16 protein-coding genes are annotated in these 20,956 nt (G+C 40.5%); 9 read left to right on the forward strand and 7 right to left on the reverse strand.

Annotated features, from left to right (window positions below):
* Window positions 1-165 precede the first annotated feature (165 nt).
* The 3 genes from AACT52_RS25900 (at window position 166) to AACT52_RS25910 (ending at window position 1,551) form a co-directional block, all read left to right on the forward strand.
* On the forward strand, window positions 166-804 hold the full coding sequence (locus AACT52_RS25900; protein ID WP_073633949.1) for a histidine phosphatase family protein: 639 nt from the start codon (window positions 166-168) through the stop codon (window positions 802-804).
* Between the two features lie 151 nt (window positions 805-955).
* Complete coding sequence (locus AACT52_RS25905; protein WP_198940993.1) at window positions 956-1,270, forward strand: helix-turn-helix transcriptional regulator; 315 nt, start codon at window positions 956-958, stop codon at window positions 1,268-1,270.
* 77 nt (window positions 1,271-1,347) lie between these two features.
* Window positions 1,348-1,551 (forward strand): hypothetical protein, encoded by a 204-nt coding sequence (locus AACT52_RS25910; protein WP_073633912.1) that lies wholly within the window; start codon window positions 1,348-1,350, stop codon window positions 1,549-1,551.
* 271 nt (window positions 1,552-1,822) lie between these two features.
* Here the strand turns inward: AACT52_RS25910 and AACT52_RS25915 are convergent, their stop codons facing one another.
* The gene (locus AACT52_RS25915; protein ID WP_198940994.1) at window positions 1,823-2,062 is read right to left on the reverse strand and encodes a helix-turn-helix domain-containing protein; all 240 of its coding nucleotides are present in this window, start codon (window positions 2,060-2,062) and stop codon (window positions 1,823-1,825) included.
* A 112-nt stretch (window positions 2,063-2,174) separates the two neighbouring features.
* On the reverse strand, window positions 2,175-2,417 hold the full coding sequence (locus AACT52_RS25920) for a hypothetical protein (RefSeq protein ID WP_073633913.1): 243 nt from the start codon (window positions 2,415-2,417) through the stop codon (window positions 2,175-2,177).
* 579 nt (window positions 2,418-2,996) lie between these two features.
* On the opposite strand from AACT52_RS25920, the gene AACT52_RS25925 reads away from it, so the two are divergent.
* The 6 genes from AACT52_RS25925 (at window position 2,997) to AACT52_RS25950 (ending at window position 7,959) form a co-directional block, all read left to right on the forward strand.
* Window positions 2,997-3,398, forward strand: coding sequence for a hypothetical protein (locus AACT52_RS25925; RefSeq protein WP_073633914.1), 402 nt, complete (start codon window positions 2,997-2,999; stop codon window positions 3,396-3,398).
* Window positions 3,399-4,498: 1,100 nt separating this feature from the next.
* A complete protein-coding gene (locus tag AACT52_RS25930; protein ID WP_073633915.1) occupies window positions 4,499-5,218 on the forward strand; it encodes a sigma-70 family RNA polymerase sigma factor in 720 nt (239 codons plus the stop codon).
* The gene (locus tag AACT52_RS25935) at window positions 5,199-6,062 is read left to right on the forward strand and encodes a ParB/RepB/Spo0J family partition protein (RefSeq protein WP_073633916.1); all 864 of its coding nucleotides are present in this window, start codon (window positions 5,199-5,201) and stop codon (window positions 6,060-6,062) included. Before AACT52_RS25930 ends, AACT52_RS25935 begins: the two co-directional genes overlap by 20 nt.
* Window positions 6,063-6,387: 325 nt before the next feature.
* On the forward strand, window positions 6,388-6,780 hold the full coding sequence (locus tag AACT52_RS25940) for an FHA domain-containing protein (RefSeq protein WP_073633917.1): 393 nt from the start codon (window positions 6,388-6,390) through the stop codon (window positions 6,778-6,780).
* Window positions 6,764-7,348: a hypothetical protein gene (locus AACT52_RS25945; RefSeq protein WP_073633918.1), complete on the forward strand. Its 585-nt coding sequence runs from the start codon at window positions 6,764-6,766 to the stop codon at window positions 7,346-7,348. Before AACT52_RS25940 ends, AACT52_RS25945 begins: the two co-directional genes overlap by 17 nt.
* 29 nt (window positions 7,349-7,377) lie before the next feature.
* Window positions 7,378-7,959 (forward strand): hypothetical protein, encoded by a 582-nt coding sequence (locus AACT52_RS25950; RefSeq protein WP_143172884.1) that lies wholly within the window; start codon window positions 7,378-7,380, stop codon window positions 7,957-7,959.
* A 554-nt stretch (window positions 7,960-8,513) separates the two neighbouring features.
* Here the strand turns inward: AACT52_RS25950 and AACT52_RS25955 are convergent.
* The 5 genes from AACT52_RS25955 to AACT52_RS25975 all read right to left on the reverse strand — a co-directional run bounded on the left by AACT52_RS25955 (window position 8,514) and on the right by AACT52_RS25975 (window position 20,816).
* On the reverse strand, window positions 8,514-9,848 hold the full coding sequence (locus AACT52_RS25955) for an MFS transporter (RefSeq protein ID WP_073633951.1): 1,335 nt from the start codon (window positions 9,846-9,848) through the stop codon (window positions 8,514-8,516).
* Between the two features lie 14 nt (window positions 9,849-9,862).
* Window positions 9,863-13,873, reverse strand: a complete 4,011-nt coding sequence (locus AACT52_RS25960; RefSeq protein ID WP_445263930.1) for a non-ribosomal peptide synthetase — start codon at window positions 13,871-13,873, stop codon at window positions 9,863-9,865.
* A gap of 322 nt (window positions 13,874-14,195) precedes the next feature.
* The gene (locus AACT52_RS25965; RefSeq protein WP_073633921.1) at window positions 14,196-15,218 is read right to left on the reverse strand and encodes a TauD/TfdA family dioxygenase; all 1,023 of its coding nucleotides are present in this window, start codon (window positions 15,216-15,218) and stop codon (window positions 14,196-14,198) included.
* A 124-nt stretch (window positions 15,219-15,342) separates the two neighbouring features.
* Complete coding sequence (locus AACT52_RS25970) at window positions 15,343-19,959, reverse strand: non-ribosomal peptide synthetase (protein WP_073633922.1); 4,617 nt, start codon at window positions 19,957-19,959, stop codon at window positions 15,343-15,345.
* 698 nt (window positions 19,960-20,657) lie between these two features.
* Entirely contained in the window at window positions 20,658-20,816 is a 159-nt protein-coding gene (locus tag AACT52_RS25975) for a hypothetical protein (protein ID WP_158054782.1), read from the reverse strand.
* Window positions 20,817-20,956 lie beyond the last annotated feature (140 nt).

The following is a 20,956-nucleotide window of genomic DNA, read 5'->3' on the forward strand; positions in this document are numbered from 1 at the left end:
CAGTACTCGAGCCAACATCTATCACTGGTCAGTTATTTTTGCCAGCCTGCACTAGGTCGGGAGACCCTCCTGCATAGCGCTGGCTCACTAATAACTAATAACTGGTAACTGTTGATGGTATTTTATTTTTGCACAAACTCCTTTATCCCAATCGCGATACAAGCTATGACACTCAATTTATATTTACTGCGACATGGAGAAACTACTTTTAGTCAAAGTGGTAATTTCTGCGGTGAAACTGATGCGGAGTTGACAACAGAAGGGATGCAAATGGCTTCTAGTTTTGCCGATGTTTATCAAAAGTTGAAGTGGGAAGCAGTTTATGTTAGCCCAATGAAGCGCACAATTGCAACTGCCAAGCCATTTTGTGATGCTATCGGTATGGATATGCAGTTGCGTGACGGACTTAGAGAGGGTAGTTACGGCGAATGGGAAACGTATAGTAAATCGTTTGTCCAAGAAAATTATGCAGAAAACTATGTAAACTGGTTGACAGAACCAGCTTGGAATGCACCACTAGGTGGAGAAACTGCGGTAGATATTGCTAACCGTTCTATGCCTGTCATTGCTGAAATTCAAGAAAAACATCCCCAAGGTAATGTTTTAGTAGTATCCCATAAAGCCACGATTCGGATTATGCTTTGCAGTTTATTAGGAATTGATTTGGGACGCTATCGCTATCGGGTGAATATTTTGGTGGCGTCGGTAAGTATGGTTAAATTTGACGTTAATGGTCCTTTGTTAGAAATATTAGGCGATCGCCATCATATACCCGTGAATATTCGCTCTCGTCCGGGAACATAATAGTCGCTACTAGTAGTTTTTAACAGTTATCAGTACCAGCGGCAGTTATCAGTTAATCCCCATCAGGTATTGATGGGGATTTAATAACGAAAATATTTTGTTTTTAACCCAATACCGTTCAGATAAGACCAGAATCCTTATTCCTCACTTTTTGATTAATTTCAGAGCAGCACTAGCCGCGACAATGAAAGAATATGGCATAAAGGGTACGTGGTTATCGTCCAGAGTGGATATCACCCCTCAAACGATTTCGCAGTTTATTTGTGGAAGATGCCAGATAAAAATCGATACGCTTGAGCGGCTGATTAATGCATTACCGCCAGATGCCCAAGAGTATTTTTTCTTTCAAATGAAACCCATAGCTAGGGATATAATATCCTTGGCTCGTAAGGCATCAGATGAAGAAAAAGCAGAAGTTTTGCGTGTTTTTGCAGCTTCTTACTCTCGGCAAGAGGTGAAAGTATAAAAAAATGCTTTTGGGCTGCTTTACAAAAAAGGGATACGCGCCTAAAAAAATATTGGTGTATCTACCTTTTCGTTTGTATGAATTTAGAAGAAATAATCGCTCAATGCGATCGCTTTGACGCTGAGGGGAAGGCGCAGATCATAAAGCACTTGCTTGGCGATTCCTCTATATCTATTGTCATCAGAAATAGAAACCAGGATTTGCAATCACAAGAGATTGCAGAGACGCTCTTTGCGATCGCCGATAAGATTTCCTCTAAGAATTTTCTTAGAGGAAATTAGTCTATCAAGTGAAGTCTGGCAAACACCCAATACGGTTTGGTTAGCTTGTTTATCTCAAGGTATAGCCCCTTAAAAAAGGGGGCTGTACGTAGGGTGTTGACTTTGAGTGTTTTTATGGGATAAAAATTCATGCTAAATATGTGGTGACTATTTGGGAAAAGCCTTTGACTCAACTGACATTATCACAAGCCGTAATGTATTACCGGGATGAATGGCTGTTGGAGCGTGGATTTCACCGTTTTAAAAGGGGTTGTTTGCCAGCTTTACCCATTTACTTCCAAAACCAAAACCGAATCAGTTGAATCTGACTATAGCTGTCAAATCCTTGTGGTTCGGACAATTTTTGCTTGAAACGTTCTAGGTGTTCTCCACTGACTATCGGCTCTTTACCCGGTGCATGTTTCACCTCTAATAAACCTCTGTATCCCCCATCCTTATATTTTTTCAACCAACGAGTTATTGTTGCCTCATCACGTCCTAAACGTTCTGCGAGCGATTGCCCCAGGGGCACTGCGCTGCGCGCAATCGCCTGCTTTTCACTTGACCAGAAAGAAAAAGGTACAAGCCCCCAACTTATGGTATGGAAAAAGAAAAAACGTATTTCATCGAGTAGGCGCAAGCGTCTACGGCGTCCGCTGACTCAAGCCCCCAAATTCAGTTATGGGGTTCTTACTTTTGACTTTTGAATGCGTGACTTTTGACTTCCCCGTTCGCGGAGCGTGTCCGTAAGGACTCAGGGGCTGACCAGTTTTTAGCCAGTACAGCATTTGTAATCGCTCTTTGCTACTAGCTTCTACGGCATATTTAACAGCTTTTTCCAATTCTTCTCGGCTCTGTTTAATCTCAATTTGCAATTTCAGACCCATTACACTTATACCAAATACACCTTTGTTGATAATTTAGCGCAGCTTCATACAGAAATGGTATTACCAACCGCTCCGGGTAAAAATCCCCCGTGCTTTGTTGGAACGCTTGACCGATACTTTGGGCTACGCCGGCTAAATGGATAAAGTCGAGACTTTATTTTAGAAGCTCTTTTTTATGCAGCTTCATATTAAATTGATATAACGGCGTGAACCTCTATTTTGAGTCTAATTATCTTTATTTAGTTATTAAGTCATTTTTAGTTTCTTTACCTGTATCTAGTTAATGGATAAAGTAGAGGTAAGAATAACATGAATTCACATGCTCTGAGAAGGTAATTAGGTGGTTGAAAAATTGGAGCTATGCCTACTTTCGTTAAATATTTTTACTATTTAGAAATTTTCTAATTATATCTATTTTTCAAAAAACTAGTACTAAACAATAGTAAAGTTCAAATTTGAACTTTACTATTAAATCAGTAACACATCAAAGAAGACGAGTAAATTTAATTTTGAAGGGTATCCTATACAAGAAAGCCAATGACGCTTTACTGCTGCTGGCTGCTCATCAAAGGGTGCTCTATGCTAAAAATTTCATTCATCTATCAATATAAGCAATTAAAAACAGCAGGTATTCCTAATCAAGAACCCTTTATTTTGAGAAATTGCAAGCCAATTTCAACCAAAATAAAAATCTTGTTTAGTTTATTTGCAAAAACGCTCAAAAAAATGTTGACTTTTACAAAAAAAACTGAATTTTGGCTACTATATTCATACATCTTTTTAAGTAATTATGAAAGTAACTTCTTAGAAGATCATAGAGGAAGTGGACGGATTCAAAATTGGAGCCATGCTGTAGACGTCTTCTGTTCACTAGTAAAAAACGAAATTGTGCATCGCCAACTAGGAAATTGTTGGGTTTGCTTTGGAGCTTTCGTGTTTGGAGAGGTAAGGGTACTCCAATACGGTTCGGTTAAGCTCTAAGTAGTATTGTATATAGAGAAGTTAACAAAAAGAACTCAGAACTCAGGAGTCAGAAGTCAGAATGAACTTCTGTACGACTGGGTGATGAGTAGGGGGTTTAAATAACGACAGTTAACACGGTGTCTACAATTGGTTGGGGTCTGAATTCCCATCCAATTGATTCTGAGTTCTGCGTTCTGACCTATGTGTTCTTCTTCAAGTGTCTCAATTTTAGGTTCGACTCCTTTATGTATCGGTTTCTTGGAGGGAAATTTAGCTCTAGTTTTTTTAACGACTCGCGGGTTACTTCTTCCTTCGCGTTCAGGTATCTGTTCGTCAAGAATTTCTGTTATAAGCCAGGTTAAAAAAAGGTATTTCTTCTGGCTCAATACGTTGAAACTTGGAAATAGCACGGCGTACTACATTAGGGGTTCCGGTAAAACTTAATTGTAAAGGGGAGATTTGAGTGCTAAAAGCACGTTCCCCTGTCTTGTCCCTTTTTCTATAACCTGAATCCTTACTATCTTCGGAAGTTCCGAAGATGCAGTGAAAGTTTATCAACAACAAATCGCTGCGCTCGACATTGAAATTGAGAAATGTCTTGAGAGTTTTGAACCCAAGACCAGAGACATACCCCCAATTACAAAAAGAAAACGTCAAAAAAACCTGTAGGTAACAATCCTGCCTTTGAGTTGCATGGCTATCTTTATCGAATGACTAGTACAGCATGGTGTAAGTAAGCCGACCATTATTATGGGAGACTAAGAAAGTAAAGTCAAAGCAGTTTATATCAATTTATATTGAAACTGCATAGAAAAGAGCTTCAAGAATAAAATCGTAAGAACTTAAAGAGATAACACGCTCTGATGTCAGATTACTGAGAGCTTCCTGAAGGCGATCGCACCTAAGCCCACTTTCTAAACATGCCACCCATATTATTCTTACAATCATTGCTACATAAGCCTTACGCAAAGTGTTTCTTGAGAGATAAAGTATTGACTCCGCAAAATTCCTGATTTTGAATGAAGCAACTATAAAGTACTCCTTCCGTATTTCCCGAGTTACGGATTCAGTGCCTTATGCGCTATTCATATCTTTAGAAAATTCTGCACACTAGTTTTATGGTTACAGAAAAAAGCAGAACTAAAGTTAGTCCCGCGACTGAACTTCAAAGACGTAATCAGATTGCCCAAACGCATAGCAAATTAGTTCATAAAATTGTGCATCGTTGGGTGAATAAATGTAACGAAAGTTACGAAGACTTATATCAAATAGGGTTTCTTGGACTTCTTAAAGCCGTTGAGCGTTTTGAGTCCGAACTTGGACATGCTTTTAGTTCTTTTGCTGTTCCTTATATCCAAGGTGAGATTCAGCACTATTTGCGGGATAATGCATCACAGTTAAAAATTCCTCGTTCTTCAATAGAAAAGCTAAGTAAGATTAGGCGGTTAAGAAAGCAATTTATTGCTTTAGGAAGACAGATTAATGAAGTGGATGTAGCTGCTAAGCTCGGTATTAGCGCCCAAGAGTGGGAATCTTTAAAGCTTACCGTTTCGCGGCGCTTAACTGTGAGCTGGGATGACTTACCTTATGAGCCTCAGGTTGAAGACTCGGAAGCAATAACCCAAGAAGAATTAACTCAATTGCTTTATGAGGCAATCTCAAAACTTCATCCCAAGCATAGGCTTGTGGTTCGAGAGCGGTATCTTCTGAATAAAGAAGTAGTTGAAGTAGCTAAAGCGTTAAAAATTTCAACCTTAGAAACTCAGGCATTAATACAAGAAGCAATTTTTATTTTGAACTCATCATTAACTGCGCATTATGGAAGTTCATTTGCTTGAAATTGATAGAAAGCTACTTAGAAGAGACGGTGGAACACAACCAAGAGAGAAACTGGATCCAGAACATGTTGAAGATTTGGTTCGTGACTGGAAAAAAGGCGCTCGGTTTGAACCTGTTTTAGTTTACTATGATGGTGAGTCTTACTGGTTAACAGACGGATACCACCGCGATGCTGCGCTCTTAGAGTTGGGTGAGTCTAAAATTCTCGTTGAGATTTGCTTTGGAACGCTTGAAGATGCTAAATGGCATAGTTACTCTGTAAATCAGCATAAAGCCTTGAAGCGAAGTAATGCTGATAAGCAGCGAGCAATCATAGGAGCGCTCAAACATCCTTATGCTGTAAACAGAAGTAACGTACAAATAGCTGAACATTGCGGTGTGGATGAGGGAACTATTCGTACTTGGCGAAAAAAGCTTGAGGATAATGGTGAAATTGAAGTCTGCCATGCACGTACAGTTACCCGCAACGGGAAAACCTATAGCCAAAACACCACTAACATTGGTACCAGCAAACCTATTCAACAGCAACTGCAGAAGTTTAAGGTAAATTCTCCAGAGTTACCTTATCATGGACAAATTGTAGAAGTTCTTGAAGTTAAAACAGGAGATTGTTATCAATGCCGGACTGCCAATGGTGATATTTATCCATTCTTTAAATCTGAACTTGGCGACGTAAATTCCTCTCTTACCCCTACGTCTTCTCTGACTATTCCAAGTCAGCAACAATCTGCAAGAGAAAAACTTATTGCATTAGTCATTCGCTTACCAGAACAGTGCTTAGAGGATGCGATCGCCCTTTTGCAAGAAAGATTTTATGTTCAAAATATGGACAATAAACCTTAATTCTTTCAATTCTAACAAATGTTTACTTATCTCTAGCTAAATATTTGTCAAACTAGAACAATGCCTTTTATTTAATTAAATACAAAGAAAAATTGTTTGCTGTTTCGCATAAGCAAACATTTTTTATGGGAACTATAAAAGTATTAAGTGTTAATTAAAAAATCAATGAGCAAATTCAAATTCATAATGCAAGGCGGCGTTAGTATAACTGTTCTTGGGTTTTGTATGCTGCAATTACTCTCGAATCCTAAAAGTGAAGCGCTTTATTGGGGAGGTATTACAAGTACAATTGCTTATTGGTTACCATCTCCAAGTGAATCTAAAGATGACAAATGATTTCTATCTACTTCTAACTGAATTGAATGGAAGTATTAAAACAATAAAGTTAAATCTACAAAAATACATCGTTGGTAGAAATTCTAGTTGTGATATCTGTATTCATGCAAATTTTATATCAAGATTCCATTGTACCTTAATACTTCAAGAAAATGCTGAAGGTTATTGTTACACTCTTTGGGATGGAATTCCGTTAAGAAATGCAAGTACTGGAGGAACTTTTTTAAATGGAAAAAAAATAGATAAACCCAATCAATTAAAAACAGGAGATATCATTAACTTTTCTAAAATTAATGATGTCCCCTGTCTTCAATTTGTCGTCGAAGAACCAATAAATCACGAAGAAACTTTGGAGGTTAAATTCAATGAAACGGAAGCTTGATAAGCTTTACTCTGAAACTGAAGTTACCTATAAGGGAACTATATTTTTAGCTATTACTATTAGTAGTATAGCTGTTGGTTTCCACCAAATTTTGATAGAGACAAATGTGCATATTCATTTTCCTAAAATTGGAAACCTAGATTTTATCACTTTGTTTGGGTTAGCTGTTTCAGCCATCAGTGGTGTATTTGCATTTCAACAAATTAAACTTGCTGACATTGGAATTAGAGATGTTAGACAGCACGCTATTAAAGATGAGATTCTCAGGGAAATTGATGAGGGAAAAATGCTAAATGATCGATTATCAGAAAGATTGAGGTTGGCTACTGATAGTCTTGCAGAAAAACACACAATGATAGAGAGAGAACTGTATTCTCTAAGACTGCAATTGGAAAAACATGCAGATTTAGATCTACATGTAGGAGCACAAAAAAGGCTTTCTTTTATGGAAGATAAATTGTATGAAGTTGGTGCTGCTGTAAAGCTTTTGACTAAATCTGATGAAACTCTCTATCGGATATCTAGGCTAGAGCAAGGTTTGAAACATTTAAATGTTGATGAGGAGTGAATATGGTTTGTCCTGAATTTGGAAGAAAAATGATTCGTTATATGAAATCAAAAGGCTGGAGAATTCGTCCTTTGAATATTGTTTACTTAGAAGATGCCAACCCCGATACTTGGCAACCAACACAAGGGAAATTGGACGAGTGGGATGATGTTCGTATTGTAGTATCTGATAAAGGTGAAGTATTGCTTTCTTGTGAAGCGACTTGTGAACCTGGTACTTACTATACCTACAACCCAATGAATCCTGCGGGTGCTTTTAGGATTGCTAATGATATTCAGTTCCTTGATGCGTGGGAATTTGGATATCATCACAATCAAGAAGCCCTTGTGCAGTGTGGGACAATTATCGGGTTTCGTGACGGCAATAAAGATGGTATTCGAGTAGGGGATGCAAAAGTTCAGGGTGATGACTTTTGTGTGAATCAACATACCACAGGAGATTCGCCGGATGCTTCTGCACCAGACAAAGTGGGAAGGTGGTCAGCTGGGTGTTTGGTTGGTCGTTATCCATCAACTCACTATGGCAAATTTCTCCCTTTATGCCGACAAATGAGTTTGAAGAAATTTGATACTGCTATTATACCCTCCGACAGTTTCGCTGAATTCTCTTAACTCTTAAAAACATAAGGCAGATGGCATAAGGGAAGAAAATTATTGTGTTTCTTTCATATGTTGCTTGCGCCTTTAAACTGATCCTGCTTAAAATTGAGCTGCGATTGACCTATCTACTGATATAAAACCCGCAACTAAAATTGCGGGTTGGCGGTTTTTTATACAAAAAACCCTATGATTCGTCTAATGAAAAGATCAGGAGCAAGGGAGCAGGGACAGTTCCACCCACAAGCGGCGAGGTTTGTAGCTCCGAAGCGCTGTCTTGAACCAATATCTCCCCTGCCTCTTATCAAACTATGTTCATGTTCATAAAAGTAAAGTTTGGAAACTAGCATGCGTAGTAGGCGCTAAGCGCGTTCGCCCTCAGGTGTGCCGCAGGCTAGAACACCGATTCAGTAATTGGGGAAGAAAATAAAAATCAACTTAGGCGCTTCGTAAATAGTGAAAGAGAAAATAGAGCAAACGCTTACCATTCAACCTTTGTAGTTTCCTACTGAGTTTGTGTAGGAGGGTAAGGCACCCTACGTATTTGAGATTTTCTTGATAAACACTCTCTAAGGTATCACAGAAAGGTCATCACCATAATTCGCAGCATCGGGCAGCTGCTTTTCTACTAGTCTTAGAGGTTTATACTGGTAAGCAATAACCGTCGCTAATACGGTTAGCACTCCCATCATAATAAACATCAAACCAATACCACGTCCTTGACCGACACCAATAATTTTTCCAATACTTCCAGCTAAAAGCCCGTTAGGAGTCATTAATGGCTCGAAGATTTTATCTGCTAGTGGTCCTGCGACTGTGTAAGCAAAAGGCTGGGATGCGTTAGCGATCGCTCCTATTGTTGCAAAAACTCGACCTTGGACACTAGAGGGTACTTTCCTTTGGAAAATAACTTGGCTTGAACTGTTAATAATTGGTAGACCGAAGAAAAAGAGGAAAGCTATCAGCGCTAAGGCGGGAACGAATTGGTAGAACCCTGCACACGTAATGCAGATTCCACCTAGGAGCATAAAGCTAAATATACTTAGAATTAGATGTTGCGGTGTTTTCACAGTACTGACGAGAACGCTGCTTGCCAGCATTCCTACACCGCCAACAGTCATAATTGTACCTAAGTCCGTAGCTGAGGCGAAGGACAATACTAGGGGCGTAATTAGCATCTGCACAATTCCGACGAGGAAATTGTTAACGGCGAAGAAAAGTAGCAGCGCAAACAGCCCTCTTCTTTTAACTACATATACCAAGCCGTAGGATACTTCTTTGAACCAAGGAGTTTTTTCGGCGCGATGGCGATCAATGTACTGTTTTGGGAACGGAACTAGTAAAAGAATACTGAAAGCAAAAATAAAGGTGGCAAAATCAATAAAGAGAATGCCATCGATATCGAGAATGAGCAGCAGCACGCCTCCTAGCATTGGTGCAACCAACCGACCAGCAGCTTCCCCTATTTGCAACATACCGTTGGCACGAGCAAGGTGTTGTGGAGGTACGAGGAAGGTAGTAGCAGACGTATAAGCGGGCCATTGAAAGGCGCTGAAGCAGGAACTTATGGTTGCACCTATATATATGTGCCAAATTGTCAAGTCGCCTGCTGCCAACAAAATCGCAATCACCCCTGTAGCAATACCTGCTCCTAAATCACTAAATACCATCATCCAGCGCCGTGGAAATTGATCTACCAACGTGCCTGCTATAGGGGAAATGAGAATCATCGGCAAGCTTGTGAATAGGGAAATGAGGGCGAACTGTGTTACTGAACCAGTTCGCTGGTATACCCATACACCCAAAGCAAAGTTACTTAACTGAGAGCCAATGAGGGAAATTACTTGTCCGAACCAGATGATGGTAAAAATTTGCATTCCTGTATTTTTTGGATGTTGGGTCATTTCAATACTCCTCATTAACCTACATTTGCTTGCTCAATGCAGATTCTTAACTGTTCTGCGACAGCTTGGATGTGGGGTTGAGCCATCATCGTAATATGGTCACCTGGGACAAGGTGAATATCGACATTTTGAGCGGAAAATTGACCCCATCCCCACGCTGGATCTTGGCGTAACTCAGTCAAAAGTGCAGCATCCTCAGTACTAACCTCGCTAGCTCGCAACAAGGTAATTTGATTTGGGTAGACTTGGTGCGATAGATAGTTAATACTAGCTTGCATGTTAGCCTCGAAAACCTGCACCAAACCGCGTACTTGCTTTGTATCAGTACCTGCGGGTAGTAAATCAACGGCGATTAATCGCTCTTTGAGATATTCCAATTGTTCGTCAAGTTCTAGCGGCTGGAGAATCTCATAAGATATATCTAAGTTTTTGCCTACCCAACGTTCGATGAGGCGAGCAGTTTCGGTCACTCGAGTTGCATCATCGACATCAACATATACGGGTTTATCACTTGCAACCGGGGCTGGAGCGTCTAAAATGGCAACCAGAGCAACGTTATGTCCTGATTTGACCAACTGTTGAGCCATTTCAAAGGCAACAATACCCCCAAACGAGTGACCTCCGAGAAAATACGGTCCAGAGGGTTGAATGGTTTGTATCGCTTGGATGTAGTAAGCCGCCATGTCCTCAACTTGGGTTAATGGTTCGGATTCTCCATTTAAACCTGGTGCTTGCAAGCCGTAAAATGTTTGGTTTGGACTTAAATAACGCGCCAAATCATGTAAATAAAGGACATTACCGCCACCTCCGGGTAAGCAGAAGAAAGGATACTTGGAATTACCTTTTTGAATTTCTATCAAGGCAGACCAAGATGATACTTCTGATTCTTGGCGAAGAATATTAGCCAATTTTTCGATTGTGGGATTTTGGAAAAGTGTTGCTAAAGCCAAGCTTTTACCAAACTCTTGGTTAATATGAGCCATCAAGCGCACAGCCAAAAGCGAGTGACCACCCAGTTCAAAAAAGCTATCCTTTACTCCCACAGGATGGACATTTAGAAGACTTTCCCAGATATTCGCTAATTTCAGTTCCAAACTATCGCGTGGTGCCAAGAATTCTGCTTTTAGCTCATCAACACGAGATGTATCGGGTTGCGGTAGGGCTTGACGGTTTACCTTACCATGAGCGGTTAGAGGTATTACCTCGAGCATCACAAAGGCAGAGGGTATCATGTATTCGGGCAACTTTTCCTGTAAAAATTGGCGCAGTTGGCTACTTGTTGGGGCTTGCTCTTGGGGAACAATATAAGCTACCAAACGTTTGTCTCCAGGTTGGTCTTCCCTGGCGATAACGGTGACAGAATTTACTAAGGCATGTTGAGCAAGTTCGGACTCAATTTCTTCTAATTCAATGCGGAAGCCGCGAATTTTTACTTGATGGTCTATACGTCCGAGGTACTCAATATTACCATCAGGGAGATATCGCGCTAAATCCCCTGTTTTATATAGGCGAGAACCAACTTCATCGCTAAAGGGGTTGGGAATAAATCGCTGTTGTGTTAATTCTGGGCGATTGAGATAACCCCTAGCGACTCCCGCGCCACCGATGTATAATTCGCCAGGAACACCAATTGGTACAAGTTTTTGATTTTCATCAAGCAAATAAAGTTGAGTATTTGCGATCGCACGACCAATTAAAATTGCACCTGATAAAGAAGTTTGCTCAGAAACCTCATAAACGCAGCAACCAACAACAGTCTCGGTCGGACCATATTCATTTATTATTCTTGTATTTGGGGCATTATCACGCCAGAATTTCAAACTTTTACCCAATAGTGCTTCGCCACCGATAACCAATGCTCTCGTTTCGGTTACATCTTTGCAATTGGGTAACATCTGATTAAGCATTTCCAGGTGAGCTGGAGTAATTTTAACCAAGCTATAGTTTTTATCAGACTGCAAAAGTGCTGACAAAGCTTCGATTTCTTCCTTCTCGGGCAATAGTACCACCCTTTGTCCGACCAATAATGGAGAGAATAAGCTGGTAATCGTAGCGTCGAACCCTATCGAAGATTGCACTGGAGTACCGTAACCTTGGGCGATGGCATACGCATTTGTACACCAACTAAGGTAATTAACTAAACCTCTGTGAGGAATCATTGTTCCCTTGGGTTTTCCAGTAGAACCAGAGGTGTAGATGATATAAGCCAAATTTCCCGATGTAACATTGCTAACAGGATTTTCGATACTTAAAGTAGCGTTTGCTTCCAAATCCTTATCAAGGCAAATGACATTGGTGTTATATTCAACAAACTTATCAACAAGTCGTTGTTGAGTTAACAGTATCGGGATTTGAGCATCCTCTAACATAAATCCCAGCCGTTCCTGGGGATATGTGGGGTCAAAAGGTATATATGCACCACCTGCTTTGAGAATTCCAAAGATACCGATGAGCATATCTAACGAACGTTCTGCACAAATTCCCACCAATACTTCTGGTTTGACTCCCAACTTTTGCAGTTGATGCGCTAGCTGGTTTGCCTTTGCGTTTAGTTGTGCATAAGTGAGATACTCGTTATTAAATTCAACAGCAATGTTGTTGGGTGTGCGTTCTACTTGTTCTTCAAAAAGTTGATGAATGCATTTGTCTTGCGGGTAGTCGGTTTTTGTATTGTTAAAATCAATTAGTAACCTTTCCCGTTCGCTTTCGCTGATAATATTTAAATCAATGATTGCAGCTTCTGCTCCATTAGCGACACTTGCTATTAAGGTCTGGTATTGTTTGGAAATAATTTTGATACTATCCTCAGAAAATAAGTTGGAATCGTAATCAAAAGTCAAAAACAAATTATTCTTGCCATAAAGGCTGGAGAGCTTGATTTGGAATTTTTCTGTATTCGCGTAGTTTTTATATGCTGAAAATGAAATATCAGCAGCAACATAGCTCTCAGACAGTTCTGTAAAATCAAAACAGAAAGGAAAAAATGCACGATAAGTAAATTTATCATTTGCAGCGACAATATGCTCCCAGTCGAAATACTCTTGCCATTTTTTTGCAAAGCGCGAAGATTCAGAAACTCTTTCCAGAAGTTCCGAGAATTTTAAATTTCCTTGTAGGTGCGAATAAGTAGGCAAATACTTAGTTAAAAGCCCCAAAACTTCCTTTAATTCTTCATATTCACGTCCATCGCAAGCAGTACCAATCACAATATCAGATTGTCCGCTTAAGCGCCAAAGCAGCACTTGCCAGCAAGCTAGTAAAATTGTTTCGGCTGAAGTGTTATACTTTTCTTGCAATATTTCAAGTTTTGCTACCGTATCTGGATGAATCTCTAAGGAAAGCGATTTCGGTTCAAATCGTATTGCAGATGACTGATTTACATTTTTGTTTTCAAAGGGAAGTTTCAAAGTTAACACAGAAGAAATATCTTGTTGCTCCCAATAGTTTCTTGCTGTTTCTGTGTCCTCAGATTCTAATAATTCATTCAGCCATTCGCAGATGTCTGCATATTGCATCACTTCATCTGATAATTCTTCGCCGTGCAAGCAAGCTGTATAAGAACGACCGATTTCACGTACAAAATTATTGAGTGTGGCCATATCTGCATATAAAGCAGGTAAGCTGATAAACAGTATATGCTTGTCCGAAGACAGTTTAATTAAAGCAACGTTCAAAATTGAACCTTGTTCCAAATTGAAATCTTGCAAACTTTCATCTTGAAAAAGTGTATCAATTTTTGCTTTTTGTACTTGAGAAGTCAAACCGCTCCAGTCGTATTCTTGAAGGGATAACTTGCTGGAAGTGCTGATTGACTGTAAGGGAATATTCATACCCGGTAAGGAATGAAAAGCGGTGCGAAGGATTTCCTGGCGATCGATGATATTTTCTAAAGCTAATTTAAGAATATCAGGATTGAGATTACCTGCGATATTTATCGCAATTTGGGAACAGTAAGCTTGGCGATTATCTTCTTGTTGCAACCATAAATGCTTTTGTTGAGGAGAAATGCGAACAAGATTGGTCATTTGAGCGTGCATAAAGTTAAGCTCCTTTGTGAGAGTACAACGTCATCAAATTAATAAATGCCTGCAATATAATTCGATGTGAGTTTAATAAAATCACACCAAAATAGTGGCTTACCTCGTGTAATAACGAACATCCACACCTGCATCTATGTTTTAATAGGGGTAGGCAAATCAATTTATGCTGTCAATTGCCAACATTTCAAAAAAACTCCCAAATGGTTATGTAGTAAGCATTTGGGAGAGGAGCATCCTACTTGCTTTACACCGTTTCACTTTAAAGTTGATACAAATAGGCAGCAGGGGTTGGGAGGAACCATGACAATTAACAAGGTTCTGCCATCGCAACTACAATCTTTCTTTTACCGACAAATGGCATCCGTCCATGTGCTGCTAGCATATTGTCCAGCATCAACACATCTCCTTCCTGCCAAGGATAAAGCACTGCTTCTTGGCGATATACTTCACGAATTTCATCTAAAACGGAGGTTTCGATGGAAGAACCATCACCGTAATAGGCATTGCGAGGAAACTCATCCTCTTTAAGCAATGCAGACAATGATTCGCGTACCTCTGCTTTCAAGCTGGAAATGTGGAACAAATGAGCTTGGTTAAACCACACCATTTCACCAGTCTTGGGATGTTTGGCAACAGCTTGACAAACTTGGCTTGTTCTGAGGGTGTTGTTACTTGTCCATTCAAATGAAATACCTAATTTGTGGCAATAACTTTCTACTTCAGATTTATTTGTGGTTTGAAAAACTTCTTGCCAGGGTAAATCTAAATCGCCATAGTTTCGCACGTACATCACTTTTTTTTCGATAAACCGTTCTTTGATGGTTGGGTTAATGCGTTCAAAGATTTTACGGCTATCAGCAATTGGTGTTTCTCCCCCAATTTCTGATGCTTTAACGCAGAAAAACGATATTTTCATTGGATAAATAGGAGAGTAAGCATTTTCGTTATGTAGCGGAATCGATTCGTCCGCAGGATATTCAGTTGAAGTATAGATTTTATCGCTGACCTCTGTGCGTGGCGTTGAGCGATAGGTGTAATTTAAGAGTTCTCCGGTGGAAGCTACCTCTACAAACTTTTGGAATTCTTCAACTGTACTTACATGGAAATTTCGGAAAAGTACGCCACCATATTTAAGTAAATTAGTTTCCATCAAATCGCGATTTTGCTGCGCCCAGGGGATTAAACTGATACCATCTACAGCAGGAGAAATGACTAACGGTAAAGAATTTGCTGAGTTGAGTGGTTGCAAATTTACTAATTTTTCAACGACTTTGCGTTTTGTGGTTTGTAATCTTTTGATGCTGTTTGTTTCTAACTCTAAGTTCTTCATTTTCGTTCATCCTTACATTGGAATTGTGTCAATTAATATCAAATTCGGCTGATGGCTTGTAGTGAGCAATTCGTCGCTCATTTCAGCACTAAAGCACTCACTACAAACCATTGGGATTAGAAAATTAAGCAGATTTGCGCTTGAACTTGTTCAATTTATTTCTTGTCGCTTCTGCAAGTTTTTGGTCTTTGATGAGTTGTTTTTGCTCATTTTTTGCTAGCAATATTTCTTTGAGGGATTGTAAGTTGGTGTTAGGTTGGGCGATAACAGCACGCAAAATGGTTTCAAAATCTGCTAGCATGCGTTCGATGGTGTCAGTATTAAACAAGTTTGTGCTGTACTCGAAATTGCCTGTAAGTCCTTGTTCTGTCTCCCACAAAGTCAACAACAAATCAAATTTAGCTGTACCATCATCAATTTCTAAAACCTTGAGAGTTAAGTCCTCTAACTCCATCGCAGGCATAGGGGCATTTTGGAGGACAAACTTAGATTGAAATAGTGGTGTACGGCTTAAATCCCTTTCTGGATTAAGGGCTGCTACCAGTTGGTCAAACGGCATATCTTGGTGGTCATAAGCATCCATTGTTACCTGGCGAACACGTGCGAGTAAGTCGCGAAAAGTCGGATTACCTGATAAGTCAGTACGTAGTACCAATTGGTTAACAAAGAAACCAATGATTCCTTCCGTCTCTAGCCGATTGCGATTGGCAACATCTGTACCTACAACGATGTCATCCTGACCAACATAGCTGTGTAGCAAGGTATTAAATGCTGCCATCAAGGTCATAAACAGAGTCGTTCCTTCCCTGCGACTAAGGGCTTTAATTTCTTCGCTCAGGTCTTTGGGTAGTTCTAAATTTTGCCTTGTACCGCGAAATGTTTGCGATGCGGGACGCGGACGGTCGGTAGGCAGTTCCAGGGTAGGTAGATTGGCGAGTTGCTGCTTCCAGTAAGAAAGATGGGCTTCCATCACCTCACCTTGTAACCATTGATGCTGCCAGTAAGCGAAGTCTGCATATTGGATGGGCAACTCTTCGAGGGAAGTAGGTACACCTTGAACGAAACCAGCGTATAAAGCAGACAACTCGCGCAGAAATATCCCCATTGACCAACCATCGCAGACTATATGATGCATCACCAACAGCAGTATGTGGGATTTTTCATCTAGACGTAGTAAAGTCGCTCGAAGTAAGGGTTCATTCGCCAAGTCAAATGGCTGTTGAGCAGCTTCTAAAACTAATTCCTGTACCTTGACAGATTGTTCATGTTCTAGTAAAAATCGCAAGTCCACTATCGGCAAGGTGATAGTTACAGAGGGAGAGATAACCTGTACTGGGTAACCATTCACCATCGAAAAAGTGGTACGCAACACTTCGTGACGTTGTACGATCGCTCTCAGGCTTTGCTCTAAAGCAACTGGGTTGAAGGAACCCGTTAACTGTAAAGCAGCAGGCACGTTATAAGTGGAACTTCCCCCTTCCAATTGGTCTAAAAACCACAATCTTTGTTGAGCAAAGGACAAAGGCAAATTGTTTGTGCGCGATACTGGTTCAATAGCAGGTATTTGGAAACTTTTTCCACCTTGGCGAACTTTATCGATGCACTCACTTAGTTCTGCTATCGTTGGATACTCAAACAGGTACTGCAAAGGCAGCTTGACAGCAAAGGCTTTTTGCAATCGCGAGATAACTTGAGTTGCTAGCAGAGAATGTCCACCGGCTTCAAAAAAGTTAACATTCACCCCTACTTCTGCTCCCAAGACTTCTAGCCAAACAGTAGCCACTACTTCTTCTGTAAGGCTGCGCGGTGCCTGATAATCATCTTGAACATCACCAAATGTTTCCGGTACAGGTAAGGCGCGACGGTCTATCTTGCCGTTGGGGGTGATGGGCAAAGCATCTAGCATCACAAAAGCCGAAGGCACCATGTATTCAGGCAATTTTTCTTTAAGAAAACGGCGCAGTTCGCTGGTGGTGGGAACTTTCTCGTGAGGCACAATATAACCCACCAGTCGTTTGTCTCCGGGCTGGTCTTCACGAGCAATAACAGTCACACAATTAACTAAGGGGTGCTGACCAAGTAAGGACTCAATTTCTTCCAGTTCGATGCGCAAACCACGAATCTTAACTTGATGGTCAATACGTCCGAGGTACTCAAGATTACCATCCGGCAAGTAGCGGGCTAAGTCTCCCGTTTTATACAACCGAGACCCAGGTTCCTTACTAAAAGGATTGGGGATAAATCTCTGTTGCGTCAACTGTGGACGATTCAGATAACCCCTAGCCACTCCCGCGCCACCGATGTATAATTCACCAACTACACCAATAGGTACGAGCTTTTGATTCTCATCGAGCAAATAAAGCTCAGTATTGGCGATCGGACGACCAATTAAAATTGCACCTGATAAACAAGTTTGCTCTGACACTTCATAAACGCAGCAACCAACCACAGTTTCGGTAGGACCATATTCATTAATGATTCGGGTATTAGGCGCATGATGACGCCAAAATGTCAAGCTTTTACCCAACAGTGCTTCGCCACCAATCACCAATGCTTTGGTTTCGGTCACACCTTTTTTCTCAGGTAGCATCTGATTGAGCATTTGCAAGTGGGCTGGAGTTATTTTCACAAGGCTATAGTTATCAGCTGACTGCAAAAGTGCTGAGAGAGCCTCAATTTCTTCCTTCTCTGGTAGCAGTACCACCTTTTGCCCGACCAATAACGGAGAGAATAAGCTGGTAATGGTGGCGTCGAACCCAATCGAAGATTGCACTGGAGCACCGTAACCTTCTGCGACTGCATAAGCTTTTATACACCAACTAAGGTAATTTACAACACCCCGGTGGGGAATCATTGTCCCCTTCGGCTTGCCAGTCGAACCAGAGGTGTAGATGATATAAGCAAGATTTTGCGGTGTCACTTGGCTGGGTGGATTTTCTATGCTCACAGTGGCGATCAAAGACAAATCTGTATCGAGGCAAATCACGCGGGTGTTAGACTCGGCAAAGTTATGAGCAAGCCGTTGTTGAGTTAACATGACTGAAATCTGGGCATCTTCCAGCATGAATCCCAACCGTTCCGTCGGATATGTTGGGTCAAAAGGCACATAGGCACCACCAGCTTTGAGGATACCAAGAATACCAATCACCATATCCAAGGAACGTTCTACACAAATCCCTACTAGTACTTCTGGTCCGACTCCCAATTTCTGTAGTTGATGGGCTAGTTGATTCGCCTTTGTATTAAGTTCTCTGTAAGTCAGATGCTGGTGATCAAATTCAACGGCGATGTTGTTTGGTGTACGTTCTACTTGTGACTCAAATAATTGGTGGATGCATTTGTTTTCAGGAAACTCGGTTTTTGTATCGTTAAAATCTATCAGTAATTTTTGTCGCTCTCTTTGAGAGATCATCTCTAAATCCAAAAGGCTAGCTTGTGGTTTAGCCACCATATCTGCAAGCATTGTTTCCAAATGTTCCAACATCTGTTTAATGATGGCAACATTAAAGCGAGATGCATTGTAGCTAACTTGCAAGGACAATTGCTCACCAGGAGTTACTACTACTGTCAGAGGGTAGTTAGTGCGTTCAAAGCCACGTACGTCGCTAACTTTTACACTACCACTCCCTTCTTGCAAAGATGCATCTAACGGATAGTTTTCAAAAACTACTAAGCTTTCAAACAAAGGTGTACCACGAGGGACATCACTCCATGCTTGAATATCAACCAAGGGAGTGTAAGCGTACTGCTCCAAGTCCACCAACTGAGCTTGTAGCTGTTTCAACCAGGGCAACAGTTTTGCTGCTGGTGAAACTTGCAGTCGTACTGGTAAAGTGTTGATAAATAGCCCCACCATCGACTCTACCCCCGTCAGAGCGGAAGGACGACCGGAAACTGTAGTGCCAAACAATACATCTGACTCACCACTGTAGCGGTTAAGTAATAGCGCCCAAGTTCCTTGTAACAGGGTATTAAGAGTAAGATGATTTTCTTTTGCTAGAGATTCCAATTTAGATGTCAGTGTTTTTGGCAACAACAATTTTTGTTCTTTGTAAACATGCTCCTGTTGGAATTTATTGCTGCCAACTTTATCTGTAATTAAAGGAGTAGGGTTAGTAAAACCTTGGAGTGCCTGACGCCAAAATGCCTCAGATTGGGAGAGGTCTTGTTGTTGCAACCAAGCAATATAATCTTTGTAAGGATGTGGAGGAGTTAAATATAAATTCTCACCTTGGACAGCAGCCTCATAATAAGCTAAGACTTCTTTGAGGACGATAGACAAGCACCAGCCATCCATTAACAGGTGGTGATGACTCCAAATAAATTGATAGGTATCCGCTCCCACTTTAATTAGGGTGCAGCGCATCAGCGGAGCTTGGTCAAGTTTAAAACCTTTTTCCCGCTCTGCTTGTAATAATTTTTCCAATCTTTGTTGTTGTTCAACTAAAGAAAGTTCTTGCCAGTCAAGGTTGAACCAAGGTAGAGTTGCAGACTTACAGACAACCTGTAGCGGTTGTTTCGTTTGTTCCCAAATAAACAGAGTACGCAAAATTTGGTAGCGTTCAACTACTCGTTGCCAAGCTCCATGAAATGCCTTAACATTAAGGTTGCCATGCAAAGTGCAAACCAACTGTTCAAAATACATTCCCGAATTAGGAGCGTAAAGGGTGTGAAAAAGCATACCCTGTTGCATTGGGGAAAGAGGATAGATAGCTTCAACGTTTTTGTTTTGTTTGCTCATAAAATCCTTCCAGTACTAAAACTTGATTTATGCAAATATCATCGGCAAGATAATTCGTAATACAAGAGTCATTACGAATTAGAGCCTTGTTGATTCCAAGTATGAAATTTATTTTTTGTGTGGTCGTAATCTTTGTGGAGACGCCATTAATCGCGTCTCTATGCGATTCATACCACGATTCAGCAACACCAAAATGGGCTATACAGAATGCAGAGATAAAATTAGCTGCTTTTAAGTTACCCCTATTTCTCTATAGGGGTGAAGTTTGAGTTTTATGCACTTATGTCTGGCGTTCTTTTATTACTGTAGACAGATAATATTCTGAAACTATTGTATTTTAAGGCTTGACCCGATAATTTGGTTTCATATCATGTTCTGAAAAATACCAATAATAAAACTTGTTTGTAGTAACGACTTTATATCAAGTTGCGTTCAAACATGTCATTCTGACCGAACGCGAGTGCGTGCCGCAGGCATAGGGAAGAATCTCGCGAGATGCTTCGCTTCACTAACGTTACGCTCAGCATGACAACTTGTCTCTATGACTGCAACTTAGTACTACATTTCATAAATTCATATCGCAATAAGGGGGTTGTAGTTGCGCTGTCTTCGCGCTTAGCGCAACTACGAACTATAACGCTACTTGCCTTGTGCAATCTTGTATTTAGTATTAGTGCTTACATTAGTGGAAGAGGGCTTTAGCCCTTACTACGAACTTCGGCACGGTTATTTAACCAGAACGGTTTTGTACCGCTTAGACGTTCTACTTTGAAATCTTCTTTTTCACGTGAATAATCTATAAAACATCCAAGATACTTAAATTGAAAACGAGGTGCAAAATCTAAAGCTTGTGGCATCAAGTAATAGTTCTATGCACCTATTTCCTACATCAATTTTTTATTTTTATTGTTGCTTGTATAGCAAAGGTTTTTGCCTATGAAAAAGCGCAGGCTTTCCGTCCTGCGCTACACTATGATTTAGCATTATAAGCTGTTCC

Source organism: Scytonema sp. HK-05, assembly GCF_963872035.1.
Taxonomy (GTDB): domain Bacteria; phylum Cyanobacteriota; class Cyanobacteriia; order Cyanobacteriales; family Nostocaceae; genus Kalymmatonema.